At 38.8% G+C, this 14968-nt stretch carries 10 protein-coding genes; 5 read left to right on the plus strand and 5 right to left on the minus strand.

The genetic code is table 11. The annotated features are described in order from the left end of the window. Window positions 1-77: 77 nt before the first annotated feature. Complete coding sequence (locus tag PAT01_RS13035) at window positions 78-1460, plus strand: Na+/H+ antiporter NhaC family protein (protein ID WP_154945593.1); 1383 nt, start codon at window positions 78-80, stop codon at window positions 1458-1460. A 116-nt stretch (window positions 1461-1576) separates the two neighbouring features. Here PAT01_RS13035 and PAT01_RS13040 read toward each other — a convergent pair whose 3' ends face one another. Next, window positions 1577-4468 carry an insulinase family protein gene (locus PAT01_RS13040; RefSeq protein ID WP_154945594.1) on the minus strand — a complete coding sequence of 964 codons (2892 nt, stop codon included), beginning with the start codon at window positions 4466-4468 and terminating at the stop codon, window positions 1577-1579. A 168-nt stretch (window positions 4469-4636) separates the two neighbouring features. On the opposite strand from PAT01_RS13040, the gene PAT01_RS13045 reads away from it, so the two are divergent. Beyond that, window positions 4637-5056, plus strand: coding sequence for an MAPEG family protein (locus tag PAT01_RS13045; protein ID WP_154945595.1), 420 nt, complete (start codon window positions 4637-4639; stop codon window positions 5054-5056). Window positions 5057-5104: 48 nt separating this feature from the next. Here PAT01_RS13045 and PAT01_RS13050 read toward each other — a convergent pair whose 3' ends face one another. Further along, on the minus strand, window positions 5105-5863 hold the full coding sequence (locus PAT01_RS13050) for a peptidylprolyl isomerase (RefSeq protein ID WP_154945601.1): 759 nt from the start codon (window positions 5861-5863) through the stop codon (window positions 5105-5107). Window positions 5864-6159: 296 nt separating this feature from the next. Between PAT01_RS13050 and ushA the strand changes: the two genes are divergently transcribed. After that, window positions 6160-7782: a bifunctional UDP-sugar hydrolase/5'-nucleotidase UshA gene (gene ushA, locus PAT01_RS13055; protein ID WP_154945596.1), complete on the plus strand. Its 1623-nt coding sequence runs from the start codon at window positions 6160-6162 to the stop codon at window positions 7780-7782. Window positions 7783-7823: 41 nt separating this feature from the next. Here the strand turns inward: ushA and PAT01_RS13060 are convergent, their stop codons facing one another. Beyond that, window positions 7824-8768: a hypothetical protein gene (locus tag PAT01_RS13060; protein WP_186807286.1), complete on the minus strand. Its 945-nt coding sequence runs from the start codon at window positions 8766-8768 to the stop codon at window positions 7824-7826. Next, window positions 8761-9642 carry a type 2 periplasmic-binding domain-containing protein gene (locus tag PAT01_RS13065; RefSeq protein WP_004588735.1) on the minus strand — a complete coding sequence of 294 codons (882 nt, stop codon included), beginning with the start codon at window positions 9640-9642 and terminating at the stop codon, window positions 8761-8763. Before PAT01_RS13065 ends, PAT01_RS13060 begins: the two co-directional genes overlap by 8 nt. Window positions 9643-9875: 233 nt before the next feature. On the opposite strand from PAT01_RS13065, the gene PAT01_RS13070 reads away from it, so the two are divergent. Beyond that, a complete protein-coding gene (locus PAT01_RS13070) occupies window positions 9876-10721 on the plus strand; it encodes a S1/P1 nuclease (RefSeq protein ID WP_154945598.1) in 846 nt (281 codons plus the stop codon). A 330-nt stretch (window positions 10722-11051) separates the two neighbouring features. Beyond that, window positions 11052-14171, plus strand: a complete 3120-nt coding sequence (locus PAT01_RS13075) for a TonB-dependent receptor (RefSeq protein ID WP_154945599.1) — start codon at window positions 11052-11054, stop codon at window positions 14169-14171. A 212-nt stretch (window positions 14172-14383) separates the two neighbouring features. On the opposite strand, the gene PAT01_RS13080 is transcribed toward PAT01_RS13075, so the two are convergent. After that, on the minus strand, window positions 14384-14809 hold the full coding sequence (locus PAT01_RS13080; protein ID WP_121638441.1) for a MarR family winged helix-turn-helix transcriptional regulator: 426 nt from the start codon (window positions 14807-14809) through the stop codon (window positions 14384-14386). Window positions 14810-14968: the final 159 nt, after the last annotated feature.

Consider the following 14968-nt stretch of genomic DNA (forward strand, 5'->3'; position numbering starts at 1 on the left):
CGTAATAACTATTACCTGCTTTGTTTTTGTTAAGCAATTTATTATTTAAATATGCTTTTAATTTTGTGAATCTTTAAATGCTTGAACCTTCTGCATTAAGTTTACTGCCACCAGCGGTGGTTGTGGTATTGGCTGTTGTTTTACGCCGCCCTATTTTATCTTTACTTATTGGCGCTTTAGTTGGCTTAGTAATAGCCGACCCAGCTCAGGTGCTTGCTAACTTTGCCAGCACATCACTTAAAGTAATGACCGACGAAACCATAGGTTGGTTAATACTCGTGTGCGGAGGCTTTGGCGCTTTAATCGCTTTATTAGTGCGCACTGGCGGTGCGTCGGCGTTTGGCAAATTAGCGCTAAAATACACTAAAGGTAAACGCTCTTCTTTATTTATGACCTTTTGTTTAGGTGTGGTTATTTTTATTGATGACTATTTAAATGCGCTTACCGTTGGCGAAACGATGAAACGCATTACCGATAAATTTAAAGTTAGCCGAGAAATGCTCGCCTACGTTGTAGATTCAACAGCGGCACCTATTTGCGTACTTGTCCCTTTATCGACTTGGGCTGTATTTTTTGGCGGCTTGTTAGTCGATAACGGCATTGCCGAGGAAGGCAAAGGCATTGCGGTTTATATTCAAGCCATTCCTTATATGTTTTACGCCTGGTTTGCAGTATTGGTGGTTTTGTTAGTGGTACTGGGTGTAATACCTGCTATTGGGCCTATGAAAAAAGCCGAAAGGTTAGCGCACGTTGAGCAAGCCACTGTAGACCCTGCGCAATTTAGTGATATTCAAACAGCCGACGAATACGCTGTAAAAGCAGTAGAAGAAAGCTTTGAAGATGCAGACCCTAAAGGAAAATTACACAACTTTTTACTGCCTATAATTTTACTAGTAGCCTTTACAGTTTACTTTGAAATAGATGTATATAAAGGCTTATTAGCAACTATGGCGGTAACGCTTCCTTTTTATGCACTACAAAAATTAATGAGCTTTAGCGAAATGATAGAGCGCATGCTTGATGGTTTTAAAAGCATGATACCGGCTATTGGCACTGTAATAGCCGCATTTATATTTAAAGATGTGTGCGACTTAATTGGCTTAGCGCAGTTTGTGATCGGTAGTTTGAGCCCGTACATGACTGCCCAATACTTACCGGCGGTGGTATTTATTGCTATGGCGGTGTTAGCGTTTGCTACAGGCTCTAGTTGGGGTATTTTTGCTGTGTCGATCCCAATAGTTATGCCACTGGCAACTGCCGTTGATGCAAATATTCCACTGGTTATTGGCGCGTTGTTATCGGCCTCATCATTTGGTAGCCAAGCCTGTTTTTACTCAGACTCTACCGTACTTGCAGCACAAGGCTCTGGCTGTAATTTAATGAGCCATGCAGTAACGCAACTGCCTTATACATTAGTTGCCGCGGCACTTGCCGTTGTCGGCTTTATTGTTATGGCATAAATTGAGTTAATATAAATAAAAACCCCAATGTAGTACTACATTGGGGTGTTTTACCAATCCACAATAATACTTAATTAAGCGGATTGGTATTATTTAGCTGTATATATATATATAGCTTATTTTTGTAATTTAATACCATTGTAATAGGTTTCAAGCGATTGAATTTTGGTTTGATTTGGTAAATCAGCAAAGTCGCTTTCTACAAACTTAGTACCACGTAACTGCACATTTAAACGTGCGGCTTGTGGGTTTAACATAGTTTGTTTGTAGTACTGCTTAATATCTTCAAGCGTTACTTTTTCAACTTCATCAATTAGCTTTTGCTTAGAGTCAAAGTTAAAGTTTTCACGATACCAATCGGTAATAAGTGGCCCCATTTCATCGCTTAGGTTTTTAGGCTGCTCTTTTAGTGATACAAGCGTGGCATTTTTAAGTTGAGCAAAAGTATCTAAGCTCATATTATCAAGCTCTACCGCGTACTCTTTTTTGAATTGATCAAAACGTGCCTGTATTTCTTTTGGCCCTTTAACAGGTGTTTGAATAAACAAGCCAATTGCCGAGTAATCCTCTATTGGGCGAGCCAGCGCGCCTACAGCGTATGCAAGCTGCTCTTCGGTACGCATTTTATCAAATGCAATGGTTCTAAAGTGGCTTTGTAACACAGCGGCTTGCGCTTTTTGTTTATACCCTGGCACTGGGTGAACGGTCATATCAACAACTGCCACATCGGCAACATCAATATCTTTTTGCAATACTCGCGTTTCGCCTGGCTGTGGTAACCATGCTTTACTGCGCGCAAACTCACTCGATGTATGATTGCTTGGTAAAGTGGCACTTAACTCAGTGGCTATCGATTCTATATCTTGTTGGTTGTAATTACCGTAGCTAAATACACGTAAATCGTTGGTGGCAAATGTGGCTGTTTTTAGCTTGTTTAAATCGGCAACGCTTAACGATTCTGCAGCTTTTATCAGTGCCTCTGTATCAAAGCTGCCTGTGCGGATAAGTTTAGAGTAGGCGCCAAATGCTTGTGCATACGGAAATTGCTTTTGCTGATTTAACAAGCCACGTTTGTAGCGATCAATTGCTTGGGTAAATGCTTGTGCCGTTACGTCGGCTTTTAACCCGCTTAGTGCTTGTTTTAAAAGTGCATCTTGCTTATCGGTAAAGCCACTCATTGATAAAACTAAACCATTACTTGGCGCAAGGTTAACGCTCATGCCGGCAATGGCGGCTTCGGTGCTTAGTTGGCTTTGTTGAATGTTATATAAGTCGGCCCATACTGAGTAAAGTACTTCAGCATTAATATCATTTAAGCCTGGCTGGGTATTAATATATACCTCAACCAACCCCTTTGGCTGGGCAGCAAATTTTTGGCTTGCTTGGCGCCATACTTTTACGCCGTTTTTATCGTAAGCCAGTTCAGGGTGTTTTTGCTCTTTAAACTCAGCTGTTTTAATCGCGAAGCTTTCAGGTAGTAAGTTATTTACACTTGGTAAAGCAAGCTTAAACTCGCTTGATGTTTTCCAACTGGCAATTTCGGCATCGCTAATATCTTCTATGCGGTATTTACCATCATAAAAATGCAGTTGCGAGTCGGTTTCTTCTTGCTGCGAAATATACCAAACGCGCAGCGTATCGGCATTTAATTGTTTAAGTACCTGGTTTATCGCCTCTGCGTCAAATTTGGCATAATAGTAAGGCGCATCAATGGCATGATTTAATGGGTAATCTTGCATGCTGCCAGTAAGCGCACTGACATAGCTAAACTCATCGCCTTTTTCCAAAAACTTAAATTGATTGCTAAGAGATGTACGAATTTCATTAAAGTACTTAGCATCTACACCTTCTTTTTTAATCAGTTCAATGTATTGCATAATAGTTGCGACAATTGTTTCGCGGTTTTTCATGCCTTCATCGGTTAATTCTAGCGAAATAGTAAGCGCGCCGTAATTGCCGTACTGACTAGGAGAAGGAGACGCTGTTAATTGCGATACCCAGCCTTTGTCGCGTAGTAATTGTGCCGGGCTACCTGGCATTTCATTACTTAATAAATAACTGACATAACGGTTAGGTTTAACCGCAAAGTCGCGGCTGTTGTTATTAATAGTAAACTCAAGTTGCAGCTGTTTTACGTCTTCATTAGGTGAGTAATATACTTTTTTGCCACCGGCTTTATCAAAATCAAGCTCTGCGGTAACGGTTGGCTTTTCAATGTGTTTATTTTTGATATCGGCAAAATAAGTTTTTGCTTTTTTCTCCATTTGCTCAATTGGCAAGTTTGAAATAAGCGCTACTTTCATAATGTTAGATGAATAGTATTTATTGTAAAAGTCGACCGTTTCTTTGTGTAATTGGCTGCCTTCTTTGTCTCCTAGCGTTTCTAGGTTACCAATTAAAAAGCGATTTGCCGGGTGATCGCCCATCATTTTACGGGCAAGTTTAAACTGGCCAAAAAAGTCCATTTCGCGGCGCATTGACCACTCGGCATTTACAGCGTTTTTTTCTTTGTCTGCATATTCAGGGTACAGCTTAGGGGCTTTAAAAAAATCAGCAAAACGGTCTAGCGCTTCATCAAAGGCATCGTTATTAATTTTAAACATGTAGTTTGTAATATCGAGCCAGGTATACGCATTATTTACCCCGCCATTTTTGGTCATAAAGTCAGAGTAGCCTTTTGTATCGGGGTAGCGCTCTGTGCCTAAAAAAAGCATATGCTCTAAGTAATGTGCCATACCCTGCTGCATCATAGGGTCGTGTAGTAAGCCTACGCCTACACTTAGCGATGCTGCTGATTTTTCAGCGCTTGGATCAGAGACTAAAATGACTTCTATTTCGTTTTCGAGGGTAAGGGTTTTATATTCGCGCGTATCATTTGGGCTTACAACTAATGTGTCTGAGAGTAAGGAGCTTTGCGAAGAACTAGCAACCGATGAGGTAGATGATGTATTAGTACAGCCACTTAAAACTGCTAAAGCGATGACGCTAAAACCAAGAATTTTTTTCATTTTGTTTTTCCATTAAAATTGCGCTTAGGATGCGCTCAAAACAACGTAATAGAGCTAAATTAACACTAACAATTAAGGGTTTACCACAAAATAATACTAATTTATGTAACACATTGTGAAAAACACCTGCATACTTAAAGTCAGTAAAATAATAACGAAGGAAATAGGATGGAAAAAATAATAATACTCGCCATGTTTGCACAAGTAACGTTATCGCTCGTTGTAATGTTAATTATGGGCAAGCGACGCTTTGCTGCTGCAAAACACAAACAATTACAGTTGAGCGATTTTAAAACCATGCGCCTTGATAACGCAGGCGATACCGTACGCGTAGCTGATAGAAACTTTACCAATCAGTTTGAAATACCAGTGCTTTTTTATATCGGTTGTATTGTTGCATTGCAACTTAACAGCGCTAGCTACTTAATTACTGCGCTTGCGTGCTTATTTGTTATTTCGCGTATTGTGCATACGGTTGTTCATATTGGCAGTAATAATGTAAGAATGCGCTTTAATGTTTTTTTACTAGGCTGCGCCAGTGTGTTTGCTTTATGGCTTGCGGTTGTTTGGCGAATTTTAGCATTTTAGTAAAAGCGGCTTAATTAGCCGCTTCTTTATTTACTGTTTAACACATAATTAGTATTTAGCGCGTTTTAAGCGTTTACCCACACCAAGCAGTGCAATTAAGCAAAAACCAACACCCATACTCCCACCCGAACTGCTTGATGAACCAGCCTCTGCTGATGAATCGTCTTGGCTTATTAATGTATTGGCTGTTGGGTTTAAGTTGGCAGATGAAAGCGGGTCGTCATCTAATACCACCACACTATTAATAGTTACAAAGTTAGCGCTGCTAAGAGCGACATCGCTACTTGAGCATTGTTCACTGGTTATATCAACCAACGGGATATCGCCGCAGTGTAGCAATCCAGCAATATTATCGAGCGTAGCTTGGCTTTGCGCTGTAATTTGCCCAAATACTGTAAAACCGCCATTTTGAGTATCAAGCGCTTCGCTATTATCAACCATATTAAAAAACCACTGGCTCGTTGCGCTGTTTTCATCGTTGGCTAATTTAGCCATCGCGATTGTGCCCTTCACATTAGATAAAACAGGCTCATTAACAACAGTAGGCTTGGTGGTTATTGGCACTAATTCGTCGGTAAATGTAAAGCCACCGCCTTGTATTACAAAGTCGCTGACTGAGCGGTGTATTACGGTTTGGTTATATGCGTCATCTTCAATATAACTTAAAAAGTTAGCAACCGTATTGGGGGCTTGTTGATCAAACAAGTTAAGCTCTATCACCCCGTGCGAAGTTTGCATTTCAACAATAGTGGCTTGGCTAGTAAAGCACGAAAATGCAAGTAGTGAGCCAATCAGGCACTTTTTCATCATGAGTCCTTTTTGTTATTTTTATTTAAATTAAGTGTTAATACTAATTCACACTATACGCCAAGGAAAAGCATTTAGAAGGCACAACTACAATTAACACCCTTTTAGTTACACTTCATTACATATTCTTTTAAATAACACTCGCTGTATTCGCTTTGTGTAAAAGCATTTAATAATTTAATATTACTTTTAAAACTCGAATATAAAAAAGTATAAAATAAGTACGTTATTTATCGCTAAATTAGTTTAAACTAACCGCCTAATAAATTAAGCACACCATAATAAATGGGTATTTCATGCGTATAATTATTTTATTTTCAGTTATTTTATCTGTTATAGGTTGTACAAGCTCACCTTTAAACACCTCCACTGCCCCACAGTATATTACGGTATTACATACTAACGATAATCACGGGCGCTTTTGGCATAACGAAAAAGGTGAATATGGTATGGCAGCGCGTAAAACGTTAATTGACGCTTTACGTAACAAAGCTCAACAGCAAGGCCATGCAGTATTGCTGCTTTCTGGCGGTGATATTAACACCGGTATACCTGAGTCAGACTTACAACACGCAGAGCCTGATTTTAAGGGGATGTCGTTACTCGGTTACGACGCCATGGCAATTGGTAACCATGAATTTGATAACCCACTGAGCGTTTTAACTAAGCAGCAGCAATGGGCTAACTTTCCTTTACTGTCTGCAAATATTTTTGACAAAGCAACTGGGGAAAGCGCATTTCAAGGCTATAAAATTTTTGAAAAGGGGGGCTTAAAAATTGCGGTTATAGGACTTACCACTACAGACACCGCGAAAATAGCTAACCCACAATATATTGGCCATTTAGAATTTAAAGACCCTGTTGATGTGACGGCAGCTCTCGCTGAAAAAATTAATGAGCAATACAACCCCGATATCACTATTGCACTTACTCACATGGGTCATTATGTAGATGCAAACTTTGGGATTAATGCCCCGGGTGATGTCACACTTGCCCGCTCTTTACCCGCTAATACCTTAGATATGATTATTGGTGGTCACTCGCAAGAGCCGGTTTGTATGGCAGCTAAAAATAAAAATGACGATAACTTTAAACCCGGTCTTGCGTGTAAGCCCGATCAGCAAAACGGTACATGGATTATGCAAGCACATGAGTGGGGTAAGTATGTGGGTAAGGCAGAGTTTAAGCTAGAAAACGAAAAGCTCACCCTACTCGATTATAAATTGCTGCCAGTTAATTTATATGTTGATGAAATTCAAGCCGACGGGTCTAGTAAACAAGTATTAGCCAACGAATACATTAAACCCGATCCGACCCTAGAAGCTTTTTTAGCAAGTTACCAAGCAAAAGGCGCAAAACAAATTGCAGGTAAAATTGGCAGTGTTGATGCGCGTTTAGAGGGCGATAGAAACAAGGTGCGTTACCAACAAACTAATTTAGCGCGTGTGATTATACAGGCACAAATGAATGTAGTTGGCGCCGACTTTGGCCTGATTAGTGGTGGCGGAATAAGAAGCTCTATTGAAGCTGGCGATATTAGCTATAAAGATATTTTAAAAGTACACCCGTTTAAAAATCGCATTACTTACATGGACTGGCAAGGGCGTGATTTATGGAACTACTTAGAAACAGTGACCAGCTTCCCTGTTGATGCAGGTGCCTATTTGCAATATCACAAATTAGCGTTTACCCGTAAAAATGGCAAATTAGTCAGTGTACTCATTGATGGTAAGCCACTTGATGAAAATAAAACTTACCGTATGAGTTTAAATAGCTATAACGCATCAGGTGGTGATGGTTACCCTGCTATTAATAAACTCAAAGGGTTTGTTAGCACAGATGAAACCGATGCCCAGGCACTTAAAACCTTTGTCTCGCAAAATAGTCCACTTAAAGCTGCGCAGTTTTCACCTAAATAACAAAACGTTATTAAAAGATAATGTTTAAGGAAAGTAGCTGACTACTTTCCTTTTATTTCTATGTTTCCCTTTGCAATATTTATTAAACCGTAACTGTGTAAACGTGAGCGAGAGCCCTCGCCATATGCTTTAGGCGGATAATAAATATCTTTCATATCAGGGTGTTCGTTTAAGACTTCGTCTAGGGCTGCACGAATTTCACTGAGTGTTTTTTCTAAGCTGCTATTAAAATTTGGCCGCTTGCGTATAGTATGCCCAAGCTCAATCAACCTATAAAAGTACTTATTAGCAAGCTCTATAAGCTCATCCGGCACGTATTTATTTTGATTTAGCACAACATCTTTATTATCACGACAAAACTCTATTAATGCTAAATAAAAGCATAACGGTTTGTTAGCTAAACACACTGTAGCCTCAGGCATATAACTATTACTGAGTGTTTTAGTGTTTAAATCAATGATCAATGCCAGCTCTTTTGGTTTTCCTAAGTCGGTACCAGCATTCAGTGATGGGCCTTTTGCATCTACAGGCATACCTATAATAGACTTCAGCCATTTGCTAAATAAAATACTCAAAACCAAAAATAACAAACAAATTAAAAACCTGTTTTCTGACCAAAACTGTGCGTTTTTCTCAAACACTAAAGAGACATGGGTAGTGCTCGACTTGAGTGTTCTTACAAACTGGTTTGGCTTTAAAGTTAAAGGCTTAGCAGATTTTGGCACAATTTTAACTAAGCGAAGGTTATTGTCTAAATAGCCGTTGAGCTTTAATAAGTAGTCTTGCACTGCATGTTGGTTACCCGAGTGCTTTAAAAGCTCATTAGAGAGCGCAATTAACGGTAAATCGAGTGCAACTTGTTTTTCGGTTTCAATAACCTGGCGTTTAATAGCGTCACTCTGCTCATTAATTACAGACACATAAAACACTAAACAGTTAATAATAAAAACAGCGCAGCCAAAAAAAACATATTTATACTTATCCATTTTTAACGCTCTCATCTTTAGCTGTTACCTGCTCTGAACTGCAATCCCAATACGATTGCGCCTCTTTGTAATAACTCAGTGTCTGCTCCTTTGACATATCAAGAATATGACGCTGTACAGCACATAAAAGGTCTGTATTGTTTTGCTGCATTTTTAGATACCAGCGCGAACCTGAAATTTTATTACTTAAAGGGGTTATATAATTTTTTGAAAAACGAGCAGCATCACTTTCTTTCCAAAAAGACGCAATAATATCGACCTGCCCATTAGCTAATAAGTCACGAAGCTCGCTGTGCGAACTGGCGTAAGTAATATCTAGATTGGCTAAGTTGATATTTAAATCTTTAAACATTTTCTTTGGAAGTATATGGCCAGAGCGGCTTGTAGGGTAATCTAATAAGCCTATACGCTTATCTAAAAAGTATTGTTTTGTTAAGCGTGGCTTTTCTTTTGAGGAGATAAAAAATGCGGTGTAATCAGAAAAGCCCACCACAGATTGATAGTTATAAGTTAGCTCTGCATTAAAGGCATCCATTATATTATTTTTTGCAAGTACGAGGTCTGCAATCCCTTTGCCGACAAAATCGAAGCTTTCCGTTGTACTGTCACCCCAGTAACCTTTAACTGAACCGTATTGTTTCGTTACCACGGTATCAAGGCATAGAGACTCTGTAAGCTTCTCTGCCACGCTTTGCGATGGCGTAAATACAATAAGCTGATTTTTGTTTTCACTGGCTGTTGTATAACATTGTGTTGACGTTTTTATTAGTTCTGGGAAATTTATTTCATCACTTTTAACGCTCACCTTTCCAACAGACCATGCAGCAACCATAACCAGAAACAAAAGTGTAACAAACGACAGTTTATGTAACATGACCTTTCCAAACCCCATCAATAAGATGTACCTAACAACCCTAAGGCTTTATTTGAACAATATTATTTACTTATTACAACAGGTAATTTTACCCATCAAAGGTAAGTTATTGATTTAATGCAATTATGAATAAGAAATAATGAATGCTCTTGACTCCTTTCTATATTTAGCAAAAACAATCACAATGTTTACACCAGCTAATAGGTGAATAAAAATAAATGCAGGAAACATTGATGCGCATTAAAATTGCTACTCTCGTAGCAACAACGTTAATAATTGGTGCTGTTTTTACAACTTCTAAAGCGTATGCGTGGGGTCAAAATGGTCATCGAATTGTTGGGCATATTGCAGAGCAACATTTGAGTGACGAAACAGTGCATAACCTGTTGCCACTATTAGAAGGACAATCCCTAGCTCAAATTTCTACTTGGGCAGATGAAATGCGATCTAGTCCTGAACTATTTTGGCGTAAAAAATCTTCACGCTGGCATTACATAAACCTTCCTAAAAATAAAACACTTTCTCTAAATCACGCACATACACACAGCAAAGACGATGTAACAAATATTCTAGAAGGTATTTACTTCTCTATTAATACACTTCAGTCATCTACCTCTTCCCTTAATGAAAAACAGTTTGCTTTAAAGTTTTTAGTTCACTTGGTTGGCGACAGCCATCAACCATTTCATGCTGGGCGAAGTGAAGATAGAGGCGGCAATTTAATTAAAGTTGATTTTTTTGACAACGAAACCAATTTGCATAGCCTTTGGGACACTGGATTAATAGAAAATGAAAACTTAGCTTACACTGAATACGCTAAGTTTATAGATACCGACGATGCAGCATTAATTAAAACATACTTAAACAGCAGCCCTACTACTTGGCTGATGGAATCTCACAAACTGGCCGAAGATATTTATACCTCAACCAGTGATGAAGTGAGCTATAGTTATGTTTTCAAATACAATCCGCTTGTTAAGCAGCGTTTGCAAAAAGCAGGCGTTAGGCTTGCGGGTGTATTGAACTATTTATTTGATTCGTCAGATGAGAATAAAAAATTAAAAATAACGACAAAATAACAATCAACCTATAAATAAAAAACCTACACACGGGAATTAATTTATGTTTATACACGGTCTGGAGTATAGCTAAAATAATACAGCTAAAAATGTATTGATTACAAAATGTAAATAATTAATTGTAAAAGGAATTATAAAGTTTGCATTTCATAATACTGTCACATAACGGCGGTAACATAACAATAAGTAATTAATCCAAATTTAGTTAAGTATACAAGTATAAATTGTGCAAATTAATTTTGCATATTACAAGAGTATAAATTCAACAACACTGCTGACTTTATACTACTTAAAATAACAATTTAATTATAACTTTCACGGGAAATGAAAATGAAGACTAAACTTCAAAAAACAGCACTCTCACTTGCTATCGCTGCGTGTGTAAGTGTAAGTGGCGCTGCATTCGCCAACGAAACCACCTCTGCGATTAAGGGTCAAATTACCGGTCCAAACGGTAACCCAGCTCCAGGTACCAAAATAACAATTTTACACGTACCGTCTGGCTCAGTTAAAACAACAGAAGCAAACGATGCAGGTTACTTTACTGCTAAAGGCCTTCGTGTTGGTGGTCCTTACAAGGTAATCGTTGATTCTGATGTTTATGCTGATCAAGAATTTAATAACATTATCCTAAACATTGGTAACGATTACCCAGTAAATGCTGCACTTGAGCCACAATCAAGCATGGAGCAAATTGTAGTAACAGGTGCACCTATCAGCTCTATGTCTGGTGGTACTGGTCCAGCATCTACATTTACTTTAACTGATCTTGAAAACACGCCTGCTATTAACCGTGATTTAAAAGATATCATTCGTATTGACCCGCGTATCACAATTGACGATAGCCGTGGTTCAATCAACTGTGGTGGTGGTAACCCTCGTTACAACAGCTTAACGCTAGATGGCGTTCGTATGAACGATAACTTTGGTTTAAGCTCTAACGGTTACCCTACTATTCGTGCCCCTTTCTCGTTTGATTCAATTGAGCAAGTTTCAGCTGAGCTAGCACCATTTGACGTACAGTACGGTGGTTTTACCTCATGTAACATTAATGCGGTAACAAAATCTGGTGGTAATGAAGTTCACGGTGGCATCTTCTACGATTTCACAAGTGATTCATTCAAAGGCGACGAAATTGAAGGCGAAGACGTTGATAACGGTAACTACACCGAAAAACGTTACGGCTTTAACGTTGGCTTACCGTTAATCGAAGATAAACTATTTTTATTCACTTCATACGAAAAACTTGAAGGTGTTCAACAGTTTAACTACGACGGTTTAAGCAGCGGCAGTGTAACTGCAGATGATATTGCTCGTATTACAAGTGTAGCTCAATCTGTATATGGTTATGACGTAGGCGGTATGCCTTCAAGTATGCCGGTTGAAGATGAAAAAATCTTAGTTAAATTAGATTGGAACATCAACGAAGATCACCGTGCAAACTTAATCTATAACTACAACGATGGTAATACGGTTTCACAGTCTGATACTGGTTCTAGCCGTGTTTCATTATCTAACCACTTTTACGACCAAAGTGCAGAATTCACATCAATTATTGGTTCTGTTTACTCAGATTGGTCAGATGACTTTTCAACTGAAGTTCGTATTGGTAAATCAGAACTAGATGCAACTGTACAGTCACTTGATGCTGCTAGCAGCTTTGGCGAAATGCAAATTCGTACAGAAGATGGTGGTACGGTTTACATTGGTCCAGATGACTCTCGTCAATCAAATGATTTAGATTACGATACCACTACATTTAAAGTAGCGGGTACTTACTACCTTGACCAACACACAATTACTGCTGGTTATGAGTTTGAAGAGTTAGATGTATTTAACTTATTCGTACAGCATACTGAAGGTGAATATCGTTTTGATTCAATCGATGATTTTGAAGATGGCTTAGCTGACCGTGTTTACTACAATAATGCTGCAGCGACTAACGATCCAAACGATGCAGCTGCAAGCTTTTCATACGCTCAGCATACGTTTTATGTACAAGATGAATACGCATTTACAGACTTAGATGCAAACATCACGTTTGGTTTACGTTACGATAAATACACAAGTGATGACGTACCTAACTTCAACCAAAACTTTACTGACCGCTACGGCTTTAGTAACCAAAGCACGTTTGATGGTATTGATTTACTTCAACCACGTGTTGGCTTCCAGTGGTATGCAACAGACGAGTTAGAAGTTCGTGCTGGTGTTGGCTTATTCTCTGGTGGTAACCCAAATGTTTGGTTATCTAACTCTTACTCTAACGATGGTATTACAAACATCGGTACATTCCGCAGCCCAGTTGATTTATTCAATACGCCAAACGTAAATGGCGGCGCGCCTGGTTTTGAAGTACCACAAGATATGTTTGATGAAGTTGCTAACACTGTTATTGGCTCAGGTGATTCAGCAACAAACGCTGTTGACCCAGACTTTGAAATTCCTTCAGAGTGGAAATACTCAATTGGTGCAACATACACAACTGAAAACGAGTATGTTATTTCACTTGATTACTTATACTCTAAGAAGAAAGATGCAGCGTTAATGCGCGATATCGCACTTGAAGATACAGGTGAAACAACTTTTGATGGTCGTCCTATTTATGAGTCTATTGAAGGCCGTTCTGGTGAATACCTTCTTACAAATGTAAGTGGCGATAGCGGTGATTCATCGGTTATTTCATTAGCAGTAAGCAAAATGTTTGATAATGGCGTAAGCGTTAACTTTGGTTACGCGTACACAGATTCAGACGATGTTAACCCAATGACAAGCTCTGTTGCGGGCTCAAACTACGGTAATATTGCGCTAACGGATCCTGGTAACCCTGGTGTTGCATCATCAGATTACGAAATCCCACATCGTTTTACTATGACGCTTGGCTACACGCATGAGTTTGTTGATGGTTTTGCTACTCGCTTTAACCTATACGGTGAAGCATACAAAGGCTTACCATACAGCTACACATTTGATGGTAGCGACGAAAATGTATGGGGCGATGCTAACTGGAACGGTGATCGTCAATTACTTTACGTACCACTTGAAAACGATCCTAACGTTGTTTACGACATGAGCGCTGATGAAATTAACGCGTTTAACGATTTTATCGCGTCTAACGGTTTAGAGCGTGGTGAAATCACTGGCCGTAATGCTGAAAACTCAGATTGGTTTGTTAAATTTAACTTTAAAGTTACTCAAGAATTACCAGGCTTTATGGATGGCCATAAAGGTGAAGCGTTCTTCGTAATTGATAACTTAACTAACCTATTAAACGATGATTGGGGCGTACTTAAAAAAGGTCCTTTCGTTGGCGCTAGCATGATTTCAACATCAATTGATGAGCAAGGCCGTTACGTTTACTCTGGCTTTAATGAAAACAACGCAAATACATCAGTACAATCTGATGCGTCATTATGGCAAATGCGTGTAGGTGTTCGTTACACTTTCTAATCGCATTAGCGTAAAAACGACTAATTAAAGCCCATCTTTTGATGGGCTTTTTTTTACCAACCAGCTTAATTAAATGATCTATTTTAATGATAGATAAATGTGTTGAGAGCTAGGCAAAAAATCCTTATTTAGTTTTCTAAATATGAATTTTATAACGCAGATAGCGACACATTTAGCCCCTCAAAATGATTAAGTATTATTGCGAATTGATTTTATAAGGCACCTTTAAGCTCTTTTAGTAAATTTAGCAATTGGACTTGTTGCTGCTTACTAAATTTTTCAGCTAATTGTGCTTCCCAGTTTTGTGCATCACGTGCTATGAGCTTGTAAAGTGCATTGCCCTGCTCATTTAACATAACCTGCGTTACTCGCTTATCTTGCTGATTTAGTTGTGCTTCAACATACCCTCTTTGCAGCAATGATTTTATAACTCGTGAAACCGTTGACTTGTCCATATTGGCCTGTGTACATAAATCTTTTGCATTGCTTTTGCCATATTGTGCTAAGTTTGCCAACACCCGCCATTGAGGAATGGTTAAGTTGTATTTTTGCTGATAAACACGCGCAAAATCATCGCTTATGAGATTTGCCATTTGATTTAACTGATAGGGCAAAAACTGCTCTAGATCTATTTCCATTATTACTTTCTCATCGCATTTACACACTGTGAAAACTGTGCATTTTTATTTACAGGCTAAAACATGCGCCCATTTGAAATTACTCTCACTTGAGAGTACTTTAAACTAATTAGGGCCTGTTGACCTTTCAGGATTGAAATTTGTTCAATCTAGGGGCCA

The sequence above is a fragment of the Pseudoalteromonas atlantica genome, from assembly GCA_007988745.1.
Lineage (GTDB): Bacteria > Pseudomonadota > Gammaproteobacteria > Enterobacterales > Alteromonadaceae > Pseudoalteromonas > Pseudoalteromonas atlantica.

Bases quoted from the DNA above. Each gene is read 5' to 3' on its own strand.
- PAT01_RS13070 (WP_154945598.1), top strand. From the start codon at position 9,876: ATGCGCATTAAAATTGCTACTCTCGTAGCAACAACGTTAATAATTGGT.
- PAT01_RS13045 (WP_154945595.1), top strand. From the start codon at position 4,637: ATGGAAAAAATAATAATACTCGCCATGTTTGCACAAGTAACGTTATCG.
- PAT01_RS13080 (WP_121638441.1), bottom strand. From the start codon at position 14,809: ATGGAAATAGATCTAGAGCAGTTTTTGCCCTATCAGTTAAATCAAATG.
- ushA (WP_154945596.1), top strand. From the start codon at position 6,160: ATGCGTATAATTATTTTATTTTCAGTTATTTTATCTGTTATAGGTTGT.
- PAT01_RS13035 (WP_154945593.1), top strand. From the start codon at position 78: ATGCTTGAACCTTCTGCATTAAGTTTACTGCCACCAGCGGTGGTTGTG.
- PAT01_RS13060 (WP_186807286.1), bottom strand. From the start codon at position 8,768: ATGGATAAGTATAAATATGTTTTTTTTGGCTGCGCTGTTTTTATTATT.
- PAT01_RS13075 (WP_154945599.1), top strand. From the start codon at position 11,052: ATGAAGACTAAACTTCAAAAAACAGCACTCTCACTTGCTATCGCTGCG.
- PAT01_RS13050 (WP_154945601.1), bottom strand. From the start codon at position 5,863: ATGAAAAAGTGCCTGATTGGCTCACTACTTGCATTTTCGTGCTTTACT.
- PAT01_RS13065 (WP_004588735.1), bottom strand. From the start codon at position 9,642: ATGTTACATAAACTGTCGTTTGTTACACTTTTGTTTCTGGTTATGGTT.
- PAT01_RS13040 (WP_154945594.1), bottom strand. From the start codon at position 4,468: ATGAAAAAAATTCTTGGTTTTAGCGTCATCGCTTTAGCAGTTTTAAGT.